This window comes from Steroidobacter sp. (genome assembly GCF_016790065.1).
GTDB lineage: Bacteria > Pseudomonadota > Gammaproteobacteria > Steroidobacterales > Steroidobacteraceae > Steroidobacter.
Genome location: NZ_JAEUPY010000290.1, coordinates 21,213 through 39,929 on the forward strand (window position 1 = coordinate 21,213; position 18,717 = coordinate 39,929).

The 18,717-nt window shown below is 61.2% G+C and carries 10 protein-coding genes and 1 pseudogene; 4 read left to right on the top strand and 7 right to left on the bottom strand.

Going from position 1 to position 18,717, the window contains the following annotated elements; all coding sequences use genetic code 11:
* Positions 1-62: 62 nt before the first annotated feature.
* The 3 genes from JNL55_RS12400 to JNL55_RS12410 are packed head-to-tail and all read right to left on the bottom strand — an operon-like array spanning position 63 to position 4,000.
* A complete protein-coding gene (locus tag JNL55_RS12400) occupies positions 63-1,313 on the bottom strand; it encodes a cytosine permease (RefSeq protein WP_293853249.1) in 1,251 nt (416 codons plus the stop codon).
* Between the two features lie 6 nt (positions 1,314-1,319).
* The gene (locus tag JNL55_RS12405; protein WP_293853252.1) at positions 1,320-2,444 is read right to left on the bottom strand and encodes a DUF917 domain-containing protein; all 1,125 of its coding nucleotides are present in this window, start codon (positions 2,442-2,444) and stop codon (positions 1,320-1,322) included.
* On the bottom strand, positions 2,441-4,000 hold the full coding sequence (locus JNL55_RS12410) for a hydantoinase/oxoprolinase family protein (RefSeq protein ID WP_293853254.1): 1,560 nt from the start codon (positions 3,998-4,000) through the stop codon (positions 2,441-2,443). The genes JNL55_RS12405 and JNL55_RS12410 overlap by 4 nt, the downstream gene beginning before the upstream one ends.
* A 137-nt stretch (positions 4,001-4,137) precedes the next feature.
* On the opposite strand from JNL55_RS12410, the gene JNL55_RS12415 reads away from it, so the two are divergent.
* The 3 genes from JNL55_RS12415 to JNL55_RS12425 all read left to right on the top strand — a co-directional run bounded on the left by JNL55_RS12415 (position 4,138) and on the right by JNL55_RS12425 (position 8,589).
* Positions 4,138-6,837 carry a LuxR C-terminal-related transcriptional regulator gene (locus tag JNL55_RS12415; protein WP_293853256.1) on the top strand — a complete coding sequence of 900 codons (2,700 nt, stop codon included), beginning with the start codon at positions 4,138-4,140 and terminating at the stop codon, positions 6,835-6,837.
* 121 nt (positions 6,838-6,958) lie between these two features.
* Entirely contained in the window at positions 6,959-7,228 is a 270-nt protein-coding gene (locus JNL55_RS12420; protein ID WP_293853258.1) for a helix-turn-helix domain-containing protein, read from the top strand.
* Entirely contained in the window at positions 7,225-8,589 is a 1,365-nt protein-coding gene (locus JNL55_RS12425; RefSeq protein ID WP_293853261.1) for a type II toxin-antitoxin system HipA family toxin, read from the top strand. The genes JNL55_RS12420 and JNL55_RS12425 overlap by 4 nt, the downstream gene beginning before the upstream one ends.
* A gap of 18 nt (positions 8,590-8,607) precedes the next feature.
* On the opposite strand, the gene glmS is transcribed toward JNL55_RS12425, so the two are convergent.
* The 4 genes from glmS to JNL55_RS12445 form a co-directional block, all read right to left on the bottom strand.
* Positions 8,608-10,443 (bottom strand): glutamine--fructose-6-phosphate transaminase (isomerizing), encoded by a 1,836-nt coding sequence (gene glmS, locus JNL55_RS12430; RefSeq protein ID WP_293853264.1) that lies wholly within the window; start codon positions 10,441-10,443, stop codon positions 8,608-8,610.
* A gap of 160 nt (positions 10,444-10,603) precedes the next feature.
* Complete coding sequence (gene glmU / locus JNL55_RS12435) at positions 10,604-11,968, bottom strand: bifunctional UDP-N-acetylglucosamine diphosphorylase/glucosamine-1-phosphate N-acetyltransferase GlmU (RefSeq protein WP_415923065.1); 1,365 nt, start codon at positions 11,966-11,968, stop codon at positions 10,604-10,606.
* Between the two features lie 139 nt (positions 11,969-12,107).
* Positions 12,108-15,416, bottom strand: a complete 3,309-nt coding sequence (locus JNL55_RS12440) for an amidohydrolase family protein (protein ID WP_293853268.1) — start codon at positions 15,414-15,416, stop codon at positions 12,108-12,110.
* A gap of 103 nt (positions 15,417-15,519) precedes the next feature.
* A complete protein-coding gene (locus JNL55_RS12445) occupies positions 15,520-17,784 on the bottom strand; it encodes a TonB-dependent receptor (protein ID WP_293853271.1) in 2,265 nt (754 codons plus the stop codon).
* A gap of 351 nt (positions 17,785-18,135) precedes the next feature.
* Here JNL55_RS12445 and JNL55_RS12450 point away from each other — a divergent pair.
* Positions 18,136-18,717: pseudogene (locus JNL55_RS12450) on the top strand (chemotaxis protein); the annotation flags it as partial.

Sequence of the window (18,717 nt, forward strand, 5' to 3'; positions counted from 1 at the left end):
TCGACGCTGACTAGCCCACTACCCATCGCTGCTACTCAACTACCCGGGCACGGGTCGTTCGTTCATACCCCTCTATTGCGTGACCACACGCCGTAAATCACTGAAGCAACCAGCGTTGCATCGAGTGCCGGTACGGTGGTCAGCGTGAAATAACCTGCGTTGGCGAGCAGTGCGATGCCGGCGGATACGGTCCAAGTCACAATTGCCGGCCAATGCACCGGCGCGGAGCTGTTGTTGCCGCGGAATGCGTCAATGACGTAGATGGCGGCAATCGGCGGAATGATGGCGCCGAGCAACAGCAGGAACGAAACAAACGCATCCAGAATGCCGGCCACTGCCACCAGCGCGCCTAGCACGCCGGCGATCATCGTAAATTTCCATTGCGCGACGCTGGGGAAGGTCGCCGTCAAACTCAAACTGGCCGAATATAGATTCGCGGAATTGATGGTCCAGGTGGATAGGATCAGCACCAACAGCGCCGGCACACCGAGCCCGAAGCCGATGATCAGGCGCATGATGTCGATCTCGCCCGTCGCCAGCACTGGAATCGCTGCAGCCAAGGTCAGCAACGGCGTCGCGACTGGGAACGACAACACCATGCCGAGCACGGATTGTTTCGCCGAACGGATGTATCGAGTGAGATCCGGCATGGCTGCGACCGTGAGCATGTTGCCGCCGATCAACGCAGACAGCGCGATACCAAAACTCATCGGCTCCGGTGGCGTCGGATCCGGCGCGGCGACGATGCCGTAACGACGCACCGCCATCACCACAACCGTGCCGAGGATTACGCCGAGAATGGGCACCGCAATCAGTGCCAGCCGATCGAGCGCTTTGAAGCCATAGATCGTCGTGATGGCCATCAGCACACCACCGATCAGCACGAAGGCGGCGAACGGTCCTGACACGCCCAGCACTTCCTGAGTGCCGGCCACCATGGCATTACCGAAGAACGCCGCGTTCACGCCGAACCAACCGAAGTGCACGAACGCGATGGCAATGTTCACCAGCGCCGCCCCTTGCCGCCCGAACGAACGCTGCACCAGCAGATAAGTGGTGAGCCGAGTACGGACACTGACGACCGCCGTGAAGCACCCCATCACACACAGCAGAACGCCGGCGAGTAGTGCCACGACGAACGCTTGTCGCAAGCCCAACGCAGACGAGATCTGTGCGCTACTGAGGAAGCTCGGCAGCGAGATCGCGAAACCCGTCAATATCATCGCGACGCGCCAGCCGCCGACCGTCTCACTCTCTGGCACTGGCGCGTTGGCGAAGTGCTCAGTCTTGGATTCGAGGGTCGTGCTGGCCATGCGTCGTTATTTCCACCCGTTGAGCTCAGCAATCGACCGATACGGTCCCGGTAGCCTGAAGGCATCGGGCCCGAGTACCGCCAATGCCTCAGCGGTTCGCAAAGCCTGCGGCGCACTGGCGCCGACGACTTTTACGCGCTGACCGTATTTCAAACATTCAGTCACGATGGTCTCGGCCGTTTCGCGGTCGAGAATGCTGATGATGTCCGGCACCAGCGCCCGCACTTCACCGTTCAAGCGCGCGATCAGGTTTTCGTTTTTGAATTCGACCTCGAGGCGCTGACCGCCGCCGAATGCGTCAATCACCGCTCGGCCCACCGAGAAGCCATTGCGCGTCTCGCGTTGCAGATCGACGATCTTGCCGTCGAACAACACGCCGGCGTGATCGAACTGACGCGAGTACTTCAACGCTTCGAACAGCGCGGCAAACGGATCGCGACCACTTTCGCGGGCCAGACGAATACTGCGACCGATACTCAGCGCGTCCGAAATCGTGCCGCGCAGAGCATTCGCCTTCATGTCACGAGCGAAGGCAGCATATTCGATGAGATGGCAAGAACCACCCAAGATCACCGACGCGGCGCGCGCCAAACGCTCTTCGCTCACGTTGTCGACGGTCTCGAGCACCACACAGTTGCCCTTGTCGTCGGTGAGAATGGCCGGCGCCGCCTGCTGGCCGCGAATATTGAAAATGACCATCTGCGATTCGGGAAACGCGCGACCCATGCCGTCGCAATCCGCCACCGGCAACCCCGCTCGAATGCCCAGCAGAAGCGCGGCCAGCCCGTTGCTGCCGCCCACTTCCACCGGCATCACCGCGTCCACTCGGCGACCGGCGATCTGTTCGAGTCTGCGCAAGCCCTGCAAAGCCTCGCGGCCACTGGGCAATTTCTCCACTGAAATGGTGGGCGCGCCGATCCAACCGCAAGGCGCGACGAACGCATCGTCGGGCAGGGAGGCGATGTCGATCAACTCGATGACACCGCCATCGGCCAACGCCGCTTCGATCTCCATGAACGTGGTGTGCGGATCGCCGCCGCCACCCGAGCCCAAGAAGGCACAGCCGCGCGCCAGATCGGCGACGTCGTCGATGCCCAAGCTATATGTTTTCAAAGCAGACGACGCGCTCATGCGGCACTCATCGCCAGATCCCCGACCACCTTGGCGCGGATCTGCACCGTGTTGCCCGGGAAGTAAGAAAGATACGTTTCTTCGACGTCCACCAATCGTACCGTGTTGGCGTCGGCGCCGGCCGCAACGGCCTGCGCGGTCGCTTCACGCTCGATATCTTGCAAGGCCACAGCACGCTCTTGATGATCGTACGCGACGATGCGATCCACTTCGGCGCCGACTTGAGCGATTGCCGCGCCGACCGCGTTAGCCACCGCAGCGTGATCCGGCTTGATGACCCGCGACGCGCCCTTCAGCTCAGGCGGCACCAGAATACTGCCACCACCCACCAGCACGACGGGCACATCGGCAGCCGCTGTCTTCATACGATCGATGCCGTCTTCGAGCGTTTGGCGAAAGCGCGCCAGAATCTTTTCCATAACCGCGGGCTGCAGCGATGGAATTCGTGCGGGATCACCGAAGCTCGCGAGGCCCGCCTTCACCGCGATGTCGCTGGCGGTGAGCGTGTTGCCGCCGAACAGATACGCATCTTTCGCCAGCTGATAACCGACCGAGTCCGGACCGATGGCGCGCACGTCGCCGTCGTCATCGAGATGAATTCGCGTACCGCCGCCCAGCCCGATGGACAACACGTCGGGCATTCGGAAGTTGGTACGAACGCCGCCGATGTTCACAGCAATGGAAGATTCGCGCGGAAAACCATGCACCAATGCACCGATGTCAGTGGTCGTGCCACCGATGTCCATCACGATGGCATCGTGAATTCCAGTGAGAAACGCCGCGCCACGCATGCTATTGGTGGGACCCGAGCCGAGCGTCAGCACCGGATACTGAGCGGCGTACTTCGCTGAGATCAGCGTGCCGTCGTTCTGACTCACATACAACGGCGCGTTGATACCCATCTCGGCAAAAGCGGCCGAGAAGGAAGCCATCACATGCCGCGCCACTCGCGCTAATGCGGCGTTCAGAATGGTGGCGTTCTCGCGCTCGAGGAAACCGATACGGCCGAGCGCACTCGACATCGTTACAGCGATGTCCGGAGCAACTTCTTTTACTAGCGCCGCGGCGCGTTGTTCCATCGAGCGGTTGATCGGCGAGAACACGCAGGAGATGGCAATGGACTGCAAGCCTTTACGTCGCAGCTGAAGCGCCGCGTCGCGGACCGCGTTCTCGTTGAATAGAGTGTTTTCCTGGCCATCGAACTCGTAGCCGCCGGGCAGTTGGAAACTCGTGCCGCCGATGCAACGCTTCAAGTCGTCGGGCCAGCCGCTCATCGGCGGCAAGGCTTCGCCGGCCGCCCCGGCCAGCCGCAGTACCCCGACGCCCAACAAGCCTTTGCGCTCGACCAACGCATTCACGAAATGAGTCGTGCCGATCATCACGCCTTCGATGGCGGATGTACTGACGGCCGCCGCATCGAGCACAGCGCGAGTGGCATTCACGATGCCACTACTCACGTCGCCGGTGGTCGGCCGCTTTGCTGAAGCCAACACGGTGCGTCCCGCGACCAGAACGGCGTCCGTATTTGTGCCCCCCACATCGATACCTAATCGCATATGGGCCAGTCTACGTGGCCGGCTCGACGGGCCCGCCGCTAAGACGGGTAACGGCTGCCCCACCGGTGGGCAGTCGGGCGTCGGCGATGGGTAGCGCCGTTGATTTGCTATGCTCGACCCAGTCCCCGGAACGTACCATGGCCTCCCCTGTGAACAGCCTCGGTGATCCGATACTCACCAAGATCGCACCTTCGGCTCGGCCAGCCAGTCAGCACGTGCCGCGCGAGACGCTGTTGCATCGGCTGGACGAGGTCGTGTGCCACCGGCTGACCTTGCTGCATGCCCCGGCCGGTTACGGCAAGACCAGCCTGCTCGGCCAGTGGCATCGCTTGCTGGCGGAACGCGGCATCGAGGTCGCCTGGCTGACCCTGGAAGAAGAAGAGTCAGACGCCGCCCGCTTCGCCGAGTATCTGATGGCGGCTATCGGCGGCAGCAACAGCGGCGAAAGCATGCCGACGCGGGCGGCGCTGTCCGCCATCGTGAATCGCTTGTCGCTCGCCGAACGCGACACCGTACTGATCCTCGATGACTTCCATCGCGCCGAGAGCGAAGCGGTTTGTCATTTCGTGCGCGGCTTGATCAAGTTGGCCCCGCCCCGGCTGCACATCGTGATTGCTTCCCGCGATTATCCGAATCTGGGTCAGGCGGTGCTCGCAGCCAACGAAGACCTGGTCGAGATCGGCATCGAAGATCTCAAGTTCACGCTCGACGAGGCGCAGCTGATGTTGAGTCGTGGCGCGTCGGTGCCGCTGGCCGAGGATGACATCGCTCGGCTGCTGAAGCGCACCGAAGGCTGGCCCATTGCATTACAGATGACGGCCCTGTCGTTACGTAAAGGCTGCGACCGAGCCGAGCTGATCGCCAATTTCTCCGGGCCGGCGTGGGAGCTGGCGAGCTATCTATCCGAACAGGTGTTGGCCAGTTTGCCGCCGGATATCGAGAGCATCATTACGCGCACGGCCATTCTCGAACGGCTGAACGGCGACCTGGTCAATCTGCTCTGCGAGCGCAGCGACGGCCAGCTGATGCTGGAGCAGCTGGAAAAGCAGAATCTATTTTTGCTGCCGCTGGATGCTCAGCATCTCACTTATCGTTATCACCAGCTGTTCGCCCAGATCCTGCGAGATCGACTCGTGCGTCGCGATCCGGCGGCGTTTCGGCAGTTACATCGCAAGGCCGCGCATTGGTTCAGCACTCATGGCCAGATTGCCGAAGCCGTCGGTCATGCCATCGGCGCGGCGGATGAAGAGTTTCTGGCCGTCATCCTCGACGATGCCGGCGGCTGGCGCATGATTCCCGAAGGACGAATGGAAACGCTGATCGCCGGCCTGGCGCATCTGTCCAGCGCCACCATCGCTCGTTTCCCGCGCTTGCAACTGGCCAATGTTTATCGGCTGATCAAGCAGGGGCAGATGACCACGGCACGCACCAGTTACGATGCGTTCCGCAATTCCATGGAACGCTCCAGTCTGCCCGCAGATCTTTGGACCGAGGTGAATCTGGTCGGCGAAGTGCTCTCCGAATATGAGAACACGCCGGTGCGGCTCGAAGATCTGCTGGCCAAAGAAGCGCTGATCCTGAGTTTGCCGTCGCACGATCACTTGATGCTCGCCAATGTGTGCGAATCGCTGGGCGAGAAGTATTGCGATTGTGGCTGGCTGGAGCGAGCGCTCGAACCGACCCGGCGAGCACGCGAACACCATCGTGCGCTCGGCTCTCTCTACGGCGAAATGTTTGCTCGCCTGCTGGAAGCTCGGATCCGGCTAGCACAGGGTCGACTGGATGAAGCGCAGGTGGTGCTGAAGGAAGCCGCCGCGGATATTCATCACAACTACGGCCCGCGCTCCGACCTTGCCGCAAACTGCGCCGTGTATCAGGCGGAAACCCTGTTCGAACGCGATGCCGTCGACGAAGCCTCGGCCTTGCTCGACTGGGCTTTGCCGCACATGGAACAGTCGGACGGCTGGTTTGAGATTTATGCCTCAGGCTTTTGCACCGCCATTCGCGCCGCTTTCGGCAACAGCCCTGCGGAGGCTGAGCGCATGCTCATGCGGATGCGCACGATTGCCGGCCGGCGACATCTGACCCAGTTGCAACTGCTTGCGGACGTGTATGAAGTCGAGTCGCTGATCCATGCCGGCCGTAACGACGCCGCGCGCGAGCGCGCCGATGAAATCGGCATGAGTTCGCTGGCCGCGGCCATGAGCGAAGAAGTGCCCGCTTACCGGCACATCGCCCTCGCCGCTTCAGTGTGTCTCGCCAAACTGCATCTATGCGCCGGCGATCATCAGGCAGCGATGGCTGAAATCGACAGTACCGAGCGCTGGGCCCGCAAACACGGCCAAAGCCGCTTGCTGATCACTTTGTGCATTCTCGCCGCGCACGCGCATCGTCTGGCGAAGGCGCCGGAGCAAGCGATCACTCGCTTCGACGAAGCGGTGAGCATGTCCATGTTTCAGGGCTTCATCAGCCCGTTCCTGGATTGCTGGCGCTTCATCAGCATCTCGGCCACCATCGATGCGCGCCACGCCACTGCGCGCAACACCGATCGCTTCCGTGAAAATTTCTTGCGACGGCTACGCAAATCTTTGGAGCGGCATTCAGCGCAGAGTCGCGAAGCCACGTTGCTGAGCGGGCCGGAGCTGTCTGCTTTGCGTCACTTGGATCAGGGCTACACCAATAAAGAGATTGCGCGACTGCTCAAGATTTCGCCCAACACGGTGAAGTATCACTTGAAGTCGCTTTACGAAAAACTCGGCGTGAATTCTCGCCGCGACGCCGTCCGGCTGTCGCGGGAGCAGAAGCTGCTGGACGGCGCGTCGGACGAGTCACATTAAACCCAAGGTTTTCGCCGCTCCCAAGCAGCAATACACTTTATAAGCATAACCTTATATTTGCATTTTATAAGCCTAAGGTTCTATATTGCAAATATAACGCCAGGCTTATATAGTGTCTGGTATGGATACTGTTCTGCTACAGAGCCCGTCGCAGCTCTCCGTGCATCTGAAATCTCTGCGTAAATCGCGCAATCTGACTCAGGCCGAGATGGCCAAGCGCCTGCAGATTACACAGGAACGCTACTCCCAGATCGAGCGCAATCCGGAGCTGATCGCCACCGGCCGACTGCTGGAAATTTTCGCCGTGCTCGGCGTGGATGTTCTACTCAAAATACGCACGGCGCCGGGAGCCTCTACGTCTTCGCCGACCCACCAAGGTGAGGACTGGTGAGCACACTTGGCGTGTGGATGAACGGCCGCTACGTCGGCGCCTGGGAACAGGTGCGCGGTGGACGGGACCGTTTCAGCTATGACGCAGCATGGCGATCCGATCCGCACAGCCGCGCTCTATCGCTATCGTTGCCGATGACCTCGGACGCTGCGATCACCAGTGCAGCGGTGGGCAACTATTTCGACAACCTGCTACCGGACAGTCAGGGCATCCGGGATCGAATCCAGGCGCGTTTCAACGCGCGCTCCGCCAATACGTTCGATCTGCTCGAGGCCATCGGTCGCGATTGCGTCGGCGCCGTACAGCTACTACCGGAAGGCGAAGCTCCGAATGGCTGGGACAAGATCAATGTTCAGCGCCTGCAGCCCAAGCAGATTGAAACTATTTTGCAAGCGGTGCCGACTGCGTCAGCGCCGCTGTTGAATAGCACCGGTACGGCCGATGATTTCCGCATTTCACTCGCCGGTGCGCAGGAGAAGACCGCACTGACCAAGATCGGCCGTCATTGGTACAAGCCATTGGGCTCGACACCGACGACTCACATTCTAAAGCTGCCGCTGGGACTGGTCGGCAACCGCCGACTCGATCTTTCGCATTCCGTCGACAATGAGTGGCTGTGCGCCGCGTTGTTGGCAGAGCTGGGATTACCCGTGGCGAACACGGACATCGGCCGCTTCGGCGAGCAACGTGTGCTGGTCGTGGAGCGTTTCGATCGTCGCTGGCAGAACGTCGGTGACGGCAATCCGTACGCAGCCAACTTCAAACCGCGTAGAAATACCTGGATCGCGCGGCTGCCTCAGGAAGATTTCTGCCAGGTCACCGGACGCCCGCACACTGCGAAGTACGAGAGCGAAGGCGGCCCATCGATACGCGACATCCTGAATGAGTTGGCACGCGCCGAACATCCAGCTTTGGATCAGCGTCGCTTCCTGCTCGCCCAGTTGGCATTCTGGATACTTGCAGCGACCGACGGACACGCCAAGAATTTTTCCGTCTATCACAGTCGCGGCGGCGGCTTCAGCTCGACGCCGCTGTACGATGTCTTGTCGACCTGGCCTGTGGTTGGTAAGCGCGCCAATCAGCTCGATATTCGCGAGTTACGACTCGCGATGGCCATTCGCGGCAAGAGTGCTCACTACAAAATCGCCGAGATCCAGCCCAGGCACTTCCTGGCGCTTACGCAGCTATATCCGGACGCGGAAGCCTGGCCGGCGATGATCGAATTGGCGGGTCGCGTCGAGGAGGCGCTCGAGGCCGTAGAGAAACGGCTACCGAAAGGCTTCGCGGAGTCAGTGTGGGCCCCGCTATCCAAGGGGGCCCTCGCTCAAGCGAAATCGTTTCTTGCTGTCGCGAACAAGTAAACGCTCGCCGCTGCGTTGCTATTCCACCGTCACCGACTTGGCCAAGTTGCGCGGCTGGTCCACATCCGTGCCTTTGAGAATGGCGCAGTGATAGGCCAGCAGCTGTAACGGCACCGTGTAGACCGCAGACGCCTGGAAGTGGCTGACGTGTTTGGGCATGGTGATGACGGTGACGCCTTCGGAGGACTGGATACCCGAGTCCGGATCGGCGAATACATACAACTCGCCGCCGCGAGCGCGCACTTCCTGCAGGTTGGATTTCAACTTTTCCAACAGGTCGTTGTTGGGCGCGACCGCGATCACGGGCATATCGGCATCGACCAACGCGAGCGGGCCGTGCTTCAACTCACCGGCCGGATACGCTTCGGCGTGAATGTATGAAATCTCTTTGAGCTTCAGCGCGCCTTCCATTGCGATGGGATACATCTGGCCGCGGCCGAGGAACAAAGCGTGATGTTTGTCGGCGAACCGCTCGGCGAGCTTCTTGATGACTGCGTCGAGATGCAGGGTCTTTTCGATCAGGCCCGGGATTTCGATCAAACGCTGCACCAGGCCGCGCTCGCGCTCCGGATCGGTGCCATTGAACTTGGCCAGCGCGATGACCAGCATGCCCAGAGCGCACAGCTGAGTGGTGAAGGCCTTGGTCGAAGCGACGCCGATTTCCGGACCGGCACGCGTCAGCAGCACCAGCTCGGACTCGCGCACCAGCGAGCTTTCCGGCACGTTGCAAATGGACAGGGTCGAGAGATAACCCGACTGCTTGGCCATGCGCAGCGCCGCCAGCGTGTCGGCCGTTTCGCCCGATTGTGAGATCGTGACGAACAAGGTGTTCTTGGGTACGACCGGATTGCGATAACGATATTCGCTCGCGATCTCCACCCAGCAAGGCAGGCGTGCGATCTGTTCGATGTAGTACTTGGCAACGGCACCGGCGTGATAGCTGGTGCCGCACGCGACGATCTGCACAGCTTCGCAGCGACGGAACACTTCCGTAGCGAGCGGGCCGAACGCAGCTTCGAGCAACTTGCCGCCGGCGACGCGTTCTTCCAGCGTCTGCGCGATGGCGCGAGGCTGCTCGTGAATTTCCTTGAGCATGTAATGCGCGTACTCGCCCTTCTCGGCCGCGTCGGCGGACAACGAGCTTTCGCGCACTTCGCGCTGCACGTTGTTTCCTTCGTGATTGAGAATGCGCACGCTGGTGCGACGAATCTCGGCGACATCGCCTTCGTCGAGGAAGATGAACTTGCGAGTCACCGGCAACAGCGCCGCGACGTCCGAGGCGACGAAGTGTTCACCGTTGCCGACGCCGATGACGACGGGGCAGCCGGCACGCGCCAGAATCATGCTGTCTGGGGCATCTTCGGAAACCACAGCCAGCGCATAAGCGCCTTCCAACTCAGCAACCGTGGCACGCACGGCCCGGAAAATGTCGCCGAGCTTTTGTTTGTGGAAATGGATGCGATGGGCGATGACTTCGGTATCGGTTTCCGAAGTGAACTGGTAACCGAGCTTGGTCAGCTCCTCACGCAGCTCTTCGTGATTCTCGATGATGCCGTTGTGGACGATGGCGATGCCATCTCGCGAAATGTGCGGGTGAGCGTTGCGCTCGGACGGCACGCCATGGGTGGCCCAACGGGTGTGGGCGATACCCAGGTGACCTTCCAACGGGCTCTCGTTGAGCGCGTCCTGCAGCTTACGAACTTTGCCGACAGCGCGCAGCCGACTCAGGTGTCCGGTGCCATTCAGAATGGCGACACCGGCCGAGTCGTAACCCCGATATTCCAGGCGCCGCAGGCCTTCGATCAGGATGGGAACGATGTTGCGATCAGCAATCGCGCCGACGATTCCGCACATGGGAGATAAGGGTCCGTTTGGCCGCAGGTTATAAAAATAGAGTGTAGCCGACCGGGGTTCCCTGGGGCTGAGGAAAGTCTCACAGGTCGGCAAGCCCGCGAGAAGCGCCCTTAAGACCGTTGGCATCCGCCCGGACACGGCTCCGGGCGGGCCGGCAGGTCTATTCCTTGGGCTGTTTCTGCGGCCGTTTCCAGCCGTCGATGGTGACCTGCTTGGCCCGGGCCAGGGTCAGCTTGCCCTCGGGGGCGTCCTTGGTGATGGTCGAGCCGGCGCCGGTATTGGCGTTCGGTCCGATTTTCAGGGGGGCGATCAGCATCGAGCCGGAGCCGACGAAGGCGCCGTCGCCGATTTCGGTCCGGTATTTGTTGACGCCGTCATAGTTCACGGTGACGGTGCCGGCCCCGACGTTGACTTTACTACCGACGGTGGCATCGCCCAGGTAGGTCAGGTGGTTGGCTTTGCTGCCGGCGCCGATCTCACTCTTTTTCACCTCGACGAAGTTGCCGATGTGCACGTCTTCATGGAGCACGCTTTCCGGACGCAGCCGGGCGAACGGACCGATCACGTTGCGCGGACCGACCACGGCGCGGTCGATGACGCAGTTCGGATGGATTTCGGTATCCGCGGCGATCTTGCAGTCTTTCAAATAACAATTCGGGCCGATGCGTACCCGGTCGCCGAGTTCGACGTCGCCCACCAGCACCGCGTTCACATCGATGAAAACATCGCGACCCACCGTCACCTTGCCGCGAATATCGATGCGAGCCGGGTCGGCCAGCGTCACGCCGTTGATCATCAATTCACGCGCGCGATCGGAGCGCAGCGAGCCTTCCAGCTGCGCCAGCTGCACTTTGTCGTTGACGCCGAGCACTTCCATTTCGGTCGGCGCGATCACCGCATTCACCTTGAAGCCGGCGCGTACCGCCATGACGATGATGTCGGTCAGGTAGTACTCGCCCTGCGCATTGTCGTTCTTCAGATCGGACAGCCACTTGCGCAGCGCCGCCGCGGGCACGGCCATGAGACCGGTGTTGATCTCACCGATGGCGCGCTCCTTGGTGTTGGCATCCTTCTGCTCGACGATGCGCACCACGTTGCCGGCGTTGTCACGAATGATGCGGCCGTAGCCGGTCGGGTCGGCGAGCACCACCGACAGCACCGACATGGCCTTGGCGCCACACTGGCCCAGCAATGTTTGCAAGGTCGGCTGGCGCACCAGCGGCACGTCGCCATACAAAATCAGCACGTCATGATCGTCGGGAATCGCCGGCATGGCCTGCGCCACGGCGTGCCCGGTACCGAGCTGCTCGGCCTGTAACACCCAGTTCACCGACTCAGCGGCCAGCGCCTTCTGGACCTGTTCGCCGCCGTGCCCATACACGATATGAATGGCCGCCGCCTGTAACTGCTTCGCGGTATCCAACACATGCGACAGGATGGGTCGGCCGGCCAAAGGCTGCAGCACCTTGGGCAGGTCGGATTTCATACGTTTGCCCTGGCCGGCGGCCAGGATGACGATGGACAAGGGCATGGCGGTGGGAATGGTTGCCGGCCGAAAGCGGCCTGGATGGGGCCGCATTATCGGGACATGCGCGAGCCGCCGCCAGCGCACTAGTTCTCTAGTCGTAACGCCTAACTCGGGCCTGCTTCGCAGTCGGACCGAGTCAATGGCCCGGCGGGCGCTCGTCGGCGAACCAGGGGGCATCCGGGCGCCGCGGCGTCGGCCACAACTCCTCCAGCGAGCCGGCGTCGTAGAGCCGGCCGTTTTTCATCACCAGGGTCGGATTCCGGGTACGACGAATGTCGTCCCTCGGGTCGGCCTCGAGCACCACCAGGTCGGCAAACTTCCCCGGTTCGAGACTGCCAAACTCAGCCACCCGCCCGATGGCCTGCGCGCCTCCCAAGGTACCGGCACGCAGCGCTTCCATGGGCGTCATCCCGCCCTGCACATGCGCCTCCAGCTCCCAATGAAAACCCGCCCCCTGGATCTCGCCATGCGAGCCGATGGCAGTCACGCCGCCGGCCCGCTGGATGCGCGCCACGTCACCGCCGATGCGTGGATAGAGCAGGGTCGACGGCTCGATCCACTCGCGTGACAGTGCTTGTTGACCGGCGATGTAGTCGGGCCGGAGGCGTCGATATTTCTGATCCATGAACGGCCGGTCGCGAATCACGAAATTGTCCTGCGCGCCCGGACCGCCGTTCTTGATCTGCAGCGTCGCGTCGTAACTCGTGCCACTGCGCGCCACCAATTGGATGACGTCGTTATAAAGCGGCGTCGGCAACGCGTGCTCGTTGCCCGCGTAGCCATCCATGATTTGAGTCAAATCCAACTTCAACGACAGCGAGCCTTCGGTGGTCGGCATCATGCCGAGATCGGACGCGGCCTGGATCAGCCACTGCCGCCGCTCACGATTGCCGATCAGATATTGCTTCACGTTACGTGTTCGATAGTGATCGCGATAACGCGTCAGCAAAGCGCGCGCCTCGTCGACGGAAGCAAGCCGATTGAATGAAAACATCGCCGTGCCCGTGCTCGGCACTCGCGAGCCCACCAGAACTCCAGCATCGCCCAGGTCCTGATAGGCAAACATGTCGATGCTGAGCGTGGATGGATCGAATGCAGTGGTGACGCCATACGCCAAGCGCGCTCGCAATCCCCAGCTCTCCATCGCAATCACGTCGCGACGAATATCGGCCACATGATCGTGGACATCGATGAAGCCTGGGAGGATGGTCTTGCCCGTGACATCACGCACTACCGTACCCGCAGGAAGCTTGAGCGATCCACGCGAGCCGACAGCTGCAATCCGTCCGTCGCGAATCAACACATCGCCGTCTTCGATCACTTCCGAGTCTCGCATCGTGATAACGCGAGCACCGCGCAGTACCAGGCCGCCGCGAGGATCGTCGCGAGGCACTTCGACGACTGCCGGGAACGAAGCGACTCCGCGCTTCGGCACATCGGCAGTCCAGCTCGGGCTGGTTGCAAAGTTGAGCTTGATGTCGGCGAGCGAGCGCCGATAAAACGTCGAGCCCACCGACCAAGTCACGGTCTTACCGGCGTCGGCCCATTCGATGAAGTCCGCGCCGACAGCGGTGATGCGTCGATGCTCGCGACCAGGATTGAGCAGATCGACGACTTGGCCAGGCTCTGGTGCAGCGAGCACATGCGCCTGCTGAGCAATGATCGCCAGCACCCACTTGCCGTCCGGACTCAGCCGGCTGTCATCCACTTGTGCCAACGATTCGGCGAAGTACCAGTTCGGCCCCTGCACGTTGACAGCGGGTTTGATCTCGCCGCTGGTGAGGTCAACGCTGCTCAAGCCCGCAGCCTGACGCACGTAAACCAGATTCGGATTCGCGGCGAAATGCGGTTTGCCGCCGAACGTTCCGCTAGCGATGACTTTCACTGCGCCACCATCGACGGGCAGTGCGACCAGCGTCGCTTCTCGAACGTGTTGACCGAACTCCATCGAGCTGTGCAACCGCGCTTGGTTGTCCGAACGAACCACGAGGACGGACTTGTCGTCGGGCGTGAAGATGGGATGTGAGTAGTAGCCAGCAACATCACTAATCGGCTTGGGCTCGCCGCCGGTCGCAGGAACGACCCACACTTGCCCGGCTTGTTTTGCAGTCCAGGTGATGAAAGTCAGTTGTTTGCCATCGTGCGACCAGCTCGGATGAAACTCAGGCGTCTGACCCGACGTGAGCCGCCGCGGCTTGGCGCCACTTTTGAGCGACATCACATACAAATGACCGAGCGAAGAAAACGCCACGTGCTTGCCGTCCGGCGACTGCTCGGGCGATTGAATGAGCCGCGCGCGTACCGGACCGGTTTCCTGTTTGATGGCAACTCGTGTCTGGGGACCAAGTTGCACGTCGACGGTGGCTTGGAACGGAATCGCCGTGCTGGCGCTGCCATCGATGGGCAGCTTCTCCAGCTTGCCATTGCGACTTACGATCACCGCGCGACCGTCGCGAGTGAAGGCGTAGCGCGGCACGAGATCTTGCCAACTCTGCGCATGAATCTGATCGTGCTCGATAGGAAACGCGAGCCAGCGATCTTCATTGGTTTCCAAGTTGCGCAGGCGCAGACCGGTCTGACCTTCGTAGCGAGTGGCATACGCCAGCAGCTGACCGTCAGGTGAAAGTGCGGGACGGAAATACGCACCAGGAGCACGACCCCGTGCCATTGCTGGCGGCAACAAAGTTTTCTCCGTGCCGCTGTCTAACTCACGACGCACGATGGACCAATCATCCACCTTGTGGTCGTTCGATGTGCCATCGCGGCGTGCGAAATAAAGATACTTTCCATCCGACGATGCGACTGCGCCAAGCGAACTCTTGCCACTGTCGCGCGGCTGGCCGGGTGATTTGATCGGCACGATCAGTGTCTCGGTGCCATCCAGATCGTAGCGCCACAGTTGATAGCTGTCGGCGCTCCATAGAAAACGACTCACGTAGATTGCTTTGCCGTCCGCACTCCACGCCGGCGAGACCAGCACGCTGTTGTCGCCACCCAAACTGATTTGTTTGAGCTCGGAGCCATCGGGCCGCATCACCCAGACGTTCTCGGCACCGGAGCGATCGCTGACGAAGGCAAGCCACGCACCGTCGGGCGAGTAGGTCGGCTGTGTGTCGAATGCCATGCCGCGTGTGATCGCGGTCGCTTGCCCACCTGCGGCATCGAGCGTGTAGATGTCGCCAAGCATGTCGAAGACCAGCCGTTTGCTGTCGGGCGCGATATCCACCGACAACCACGTGCCTTCATCCGTGTCGAACTTGATTTGCCGCGTCGCTCGCAGCGGCAACGTTTGCCCGGCTGGTTGTCGCGGGCGATTCAAATTGGAGGCGAAGCCTGCTTCAGAAGCCATGCCCTGAGCGAGCATGGGGAACAGCATTTCATCTTCATGCGCGCCCGCTACGGAGTTGAGCAGCGCCAGGCCGATGCCGAGGACAGCACCCTTCATTAGGCCCCTCTTTGGTGTCGGGAAGGTTCGAGCCGTATTGTGGTCGCGCTCGCGCCAGGAGAGAAGCGGCCGCCGCCGAAGCCAGCGGCCGCGAGCGCCTTTATTAGAAATCCAGCGAAGCGGAGACTACGAACGTCCGCGGCGAACCGAGCACCAAGTAGTTAGAGCCCGCCGAGCCGCCCACGGAAGACCAGTAGTCTTTGCCGGTCACGTTGTCGACACGAGCGCGGAACGTCAGCGTTTTCTCGCTGAGCTCGAGCGCATAGCGTGCGCCCAAATCCAGACGAGTCCACGAAGGAATGCTCAGCGTGTTTGCCGCATTGGCTTCTTGCTCACTGGTATAGACCAGGCGTCCGTCGACGCTAAGGCCGTTGAGCCCGGGCACATCCCAATCCACACCGACGTTCGCTTGAACGTCTGGCACGCCGATCACGGTGTGGCCTTCGTTCACGCCGAACTGAGTCTTGCGATACTCGGCGTCGAGGAAGGTCACGCCGCCTAGCACGCGCAGGCTATCCAGCGCCTGGCCGTACCAGCTCAGCTCGATACCTTGATTGAGCTGTTCACCGTCGTCGCGCACGATGTTGCCAGCAAGAATGGCGGTCGGCTGATTCACACGGAACAGCGCCAGTGTCGCACCGAGAGTGCCGCCGTCGTACTTGGCGCCGACTTCGTACTGCGTCGACTTGAACGGATCCAACGTCACACCGCCGTTGATCGGCGTCACCACGCCGTTCGGTGTGCTCACCGTCGTCGGTACTTGCGTGCCCTGAAGCAAACCTTCCGCGTAGTTGCCGTACAGAGAGAACTGATCCGCGATTTTGAACACGATCGCGCCGATGGGCGTCACAGTGTCTTCATCGTAACCGCAGATCGGAGTCGCGCCAGCACGCGGCGGCGTGACGCAATTTTCCGCGCCGGTGTTGTAGTTGAACGTGTGCTGTTCCATAACTTGCAATCGCGCACCGAGCGTCACAAGCAAACGTTCGTCTGCGAACGCCAGCGTATCGGCCACAGCGAAGCTGCTCGTCTTGGTCTCGGTGGTGGTGCGCGGATTGGAAAGCACGCCGCCGAAGAAAGTGCCGGCCGGAAGCGGCGCCTGTATCGGATTGATGAGGTCGCTAACGATGCTGGTGGTCGGCAGCGCCATCACATAAGCGTTCTTGGAATCCAGATCGAAGAACGACGCCGAAATGCTGACCCGATGTCCCACCGGTCCGGTGTCGAACTTGAAGCGCACGCCGGTGTCGCCGGTGAACACGAAATCTTCGCGATAGTTTTCGAACAGGTAAGTAGTGATCCGATTGGGCAATGCTGCTGTCGGGCTGAACGTCGGATTGGCGAGCGCGTTGTGCTCTTCGCTGTCACGAATGCCGAGGGCAGCCCACACATCGATGTTGTCGGTGATGTCGAACTCGCCACGCGCCACGCCGAAGAAATCCTTCTCGCTGCTGAACGTCCAGTTCTGGGCGTAGTTCTTGGTCGAGTCCGGCGCACGGGGAATGGCAGTGGCCGACGGCGTCACGCTCGGGCGCGGCGCGTCGATGTTGTGATCCTGGTAACCGAAGTCAGCTGAGAAGCGAGCGCGCTCGCCACGATAGTCGACACCGAGTGAGAACATCGAGAGCTGACGTTTCTGGTCCTCGATGGCCATCTCGCCATCGCGACGGACCGCATTGGCGCGAATGCCGAAACTATCATCGCCACCGAAGCGACGCGCAAAGTCGGCAGCCGCATAACCGTGGCCGTCGTTTTCGTAGCCGAGGGTCATGCGATTCAAGTCTGCATCGGGCGCACGTTTGGGCACGAGATTGAAGGATCCGCCGACGCCGCTACCGCCCGGCGCCGCGCCGTTGAGGAAGCTGTTTGCGCCACGAAATACTTCGACTCGCTCCAGGAATTCAGCAGCGACATATTGACGCGGCAACAAACCATACAAGCCGTTGTAGCCCATGTCGTCCGAATAGACCGGAAAGCCGCGGACCACATACAACTCTTGGAAGTTGCCGAAACCGCGAGCCACGCGAACGCCGGGATCGCTCTGCACGACGTCGGCGACGCTGCGGGCCTGCAGGTTGCGCATGAACTCGGCCGTGTAGTTGGTGCTGTTGAACGGCGTGTCCATTACGTCGAGGTTGCCGAACAGACCGACGCGGCCACCGCGGGCCACCTGGCCGCCGGCATAGTCGGGCGGCAACGAGACTTGCGAGCCGGTGACGATGACGTAATCGATGATTTCGTCGCTCGCGGCGGCGGCGTCTTTCGACTCAGTCTGAGCAGAAACGTTTTGTGCCGCGAGCAGGCAGGGTACGGCAAGGCTCGACAACAACAATGAACGACACATGCGACGTTCGAGTGCGGCCAGCATGGGAGTAATCCTCTTAATGAAACGGGACGACCAGATACGAAGCAGCGCGTGACCAGGCGCACTGCATGGCCGAGAGTAGAATTACTGTGAATTGGATCAAGTTATAAGGATATGCGCGGCGTCGAGTTGCACCGAGGCCGTGCGTTCGCTGCAAAGCGCCGCCCGTTCCGAGTGCTTATACGACTGGTAATGAGCACTTAAGGCGGCGCCCCATCGAGTTTTTGCCCGCTTTTTGTAACTGCGACATTTGGGATGCGTGTCGCATTGGTAGCGGGAAACTCGCACCGCTGTGGCCTCAACCTCGGCCGTCGCGGACCGACACAGCGACTAACAATTCTTGGTCCCGAACCCATGACTGCAGCCAACCCGCATTCAGCGATGCATGCGATTCACGCCCGCGCCGACCGCCTCATGGTCGGGGTGCTGGCCGGGTTGCTGGTCTTCACCTTTGCCTTGGCGCCTCAGTACGACACCTGGCACTGGGCATTCCTGATCGGCCTGCCGGCGGCGCTGATCCCCGGCGCGTTCGCGTTCATCTATCCCGGCTCGCTGTTGACGCGCTTGAGCGTGGCCGCGTCGTTGATGGTGTTCTGCGCGCTCAACATCCATCAGGCTTTCGGCCTGACCGAGCTGCACTTCGGCATTTTCGTGCTGCTCGCGTTTCTGCTGTGTTATCGCGATTGGCGGCCCATCGTCATGGCGGCCGGTGTGGCCGCCGTGCACCACCTGTCGTTCTATTATTTTCAGGAGCTCGGCTATGGGGTGATGTGTTTCACCAAGCCCAGCTTGGGCATCGTGCTCAGTCACGCAGCCTATGTCGTCGCCGAGACGGTGGTGCTCTCCTACCTTGCTTACATGTTGCGCGCCGAGAGTTTGCAAGCCGCCGAGCTGCAAAGGCTGGTAGAAGCGATGGATCGCCACGGCACCATCGAT